Raw genomic sequence first — 2,691 nt, forward strand, 5'->3', positions numbered from 1 at the left:
CCAATAAGCGCTTCAAATTCCCTATCTTGATTATCTGCGGCGCGAGCTAGCATTTGCTGTAGCTCCCCCGACTTTTCACCGGACGCAATCATATGCATCATCATTGTTGGAAACTTTTTCTTGTTATCCATCGCTGCCCGTAAGCTGCTGCCTTCTTTAACGTTAATGGCTGCTTCAGCTACTTGGTTCTTAATATGTTGATTTTCCAGTACGTCACCCGATATACGCATGGCTTCAAGCAAGGGTACTGCGCTGGCGCTCAGAATACTTAAGGTGCGAGCAAAACGCGCGGTATTAAGACCGCGAGATACCCGGCCAATTAATGGTAGGGTTAGAAGCGCTCTGTGGTAGCGCAGCTTCATGTGCTTTTGTTGTAACACACGCTGAATAATGACAATGAGCACACCAATACCAATAAGCATGAACAGGCCGTAATTTTGCAGCCACGTACTTACGGATATAAGAAATTGGGTAATGGCAGGAAGGTCTTGCCCCATGTGATCGAACTGCCCTACAATTTTGGGCACTACCACCGTTAACAATAGCAGCACGATACCCATCGCAAAAAACAGCATTAGCGATGGATAAATCATCGCCTGAGTAATTTGGCTGCGGGTTTGTTGTCTGCGTTCTGTGTAGTCAGCAAGGCGGTTAAGCACGGTATCTAGGTGACCGGATTTTTCCCCTGCTGCGACCATCGCACGGTATAGCTCGTCGAACACACTTGGAAATTGACCCAATGCATCGGCAAGTCCATGTCCTTCCACGACTTTACTGCGTACTGCCATCATCATGTTTTTCTGACGAGGCTTTTCACACTGCTCGGCTACGGCAAGCAGTGCTTCTTCAACGGGAAGGGCCGATTCGACAAGAGTGGCGAGCTGACGCGTGAGTAGCGCTAAATCTGATGCTGAAATACGGGGTTTAAATAAAGAAAACGACAGGCCTTTGCCTTCGCTTTGTGAGCGCTCTGCGACCTGCTCTACTTCTAAGGGAATTAACCCTTTTTCGCGCAGCTGTTGGCGAACCTGGCGTGCATTATCACCTTCAAGTACGCCATTTGTATTTTTACCGCGGGCATTAACCGCCTTAAAAGCGAATGCCGCCATTTAGTCTTCCCTCGTAACTCGAAGCACTTCTTCAAGTGAGGTAGCGCCCGCCAGCACTTTACTACAGCCGTCTTCACGAATGCTTGGTGTCGTCTTTCTGATGTAGCGTTCAATGGCTTGCTCACCTACACCTTCGTGCATCATCTCGCGCACTTTTTCATCTACCAACAATAGCTCGTGAATACCGGTACGACCGCGATATCCGGTTTGATTACACGCGGCGCAGCCATGGGGCTTGTAGATGGTGGTCTCGCTTGTGGCGTTTTGCCCTAATACTTCAAGCTCAGAAGCGTCAGGCGTATGTGGCTTTTTGCAATCTGGGCACAGGGTACGAACGAGCCGCTGTGACAAGACGGCCAATAAGCTCGAAGACAGCAGAAATGGCTCAATACCCATGTCTTCTAAACGGGTGATCGCGCCTGCTGCCGTATTGGTATGCAGAGTAGAGAGTACTAAGTGACCGGTTAAACTGGCTTGAACAGCAATTTGCGCCGTTTCGATATCACGAATCTCACCCACCATGACTACATCGGGGTCTTGACGCAAAATAGCGCGAAGGCCGCGGGCGAAGGTCATATCTACGCGAGGGTTAACCTGCGTTTGTCCAATACCAGGAAGGTCAAATTCGATAGGATCTTCAACCGTTAAGATGTTTCTGTCTCGCGAGTTTATCTCGGTTAACCCTGCATACAGGGTGGTACTTTTACCCGAGCCCGTGGGGCCGGTAACCAAAATAATGCCGTGAGGTTTTCGAATAAGAGATGAAAAGTGATTACGGTTTTGCAGCGTCATGCCTAAATCTTCTAGATTTAAGCGCGCATTGTTTTTATCCAGTAGACGCAATACCACACGCTCGCCGTGGCTTGAAGGCATGGTCGAAACACGCACATCTACTGCTCGCCCAGCAATACGCAATGTAATACGGCCATCCTGGGGCACGCGTTTCTCGGCGATATCTAACTTCGCCATAACTTTAATACGCGATACCAGCATGGAAGAAAGTTTGCGATTCGGGCGCAAAATTTCGCGTAACACGCCGTCTACCCTGAAGCGAACCACAAGCTGGTTTTCAAAGGTTTCAATGTGAATGTCTGACGCGCCTTCTTTAATCGCCTCGCCCAACATGGCGTTGATAAGCTTGATAATAGGCGCATCGTCTTCACTGTCTAACAGGTCTTCAGTGTCAGGCAAGTCTTCAGCAAGAGCGAACAAATCACTCTCGTTGCCAAGGTCTTCCATTAGCTGTTTAGCCGCAGAGCTATCGCGCTGAAACGCACTGGTAAGCAGGCTTTCAAATTCGTTCGCAGGAATAGTTTTCGGTACAAAGGGCTCGCCGTAGAAACGTCGCACTTCGGCGAATACATCAAACGGCGTATTCTCTGTAAAATATAAAACCGCAGGGGTTTCATTGGTTTCCAGCAATACCTGATTGCGCTTCGCAAAGCTAAAAGAAAGCTGTCTTGGACCGGCCTCCTCTTCAGGCAAACCTGCGTCTTCACCCATGGCTTCTAAGGCTTCTTCTTGCGCCTCTAATGCCTGAGTAATTTGTTCGTCCTGCCCTGCCATGCTAGTCGTTACCTTC

The 2,691-nt window shown here is 49.1% G+C and carries 2 protein-coding genes; both read right to left on the minus strand.

All coding sequences use genetic code 11. From position 1 onward, the window contains the following. On the minus strand, positions 1-1,109 hold a 1,109-nt coding region (gene gspF / locus QVA83_RS14835; RefSeq protein ID WP_287498633.1), incomplete at its 3' end, for a type II secretion system inner membrane protein GspF. Then, a complete protein-coding gene (gene gspE / locus QVA83_RS14840; RefSeq protein ID WP_014980696.1) occupies positions 1,110-2,675 on the minus strand; it encodes a type II secretion system ATPase GspE in 1,566 nt (521 codons plus the stop codon). Positions 2,676-2,691: the final 16 nt, after the last annotated feature.

The sequence above is a fragment of the Alteromonas sp. AO-Serp genome, from assembly GCF_017849675.1.
Classification (GTDB): Bacteria; Pseudomonadota; Gammaproteobacteria; order Enterobacterales; family Alteromonadaceae; genus Alteromonas; species Alteromonas macleodii.

Bases quoted from the DNA above. Each gene is read 5' to 3' on its own strand.
- gspE (WP_014980696.1), bottom strand. From the start codon at position 2,675: ATGGCAGGGCAGGACGAACAAATTACTCAGGCATTAGAGGCGCAAGAA.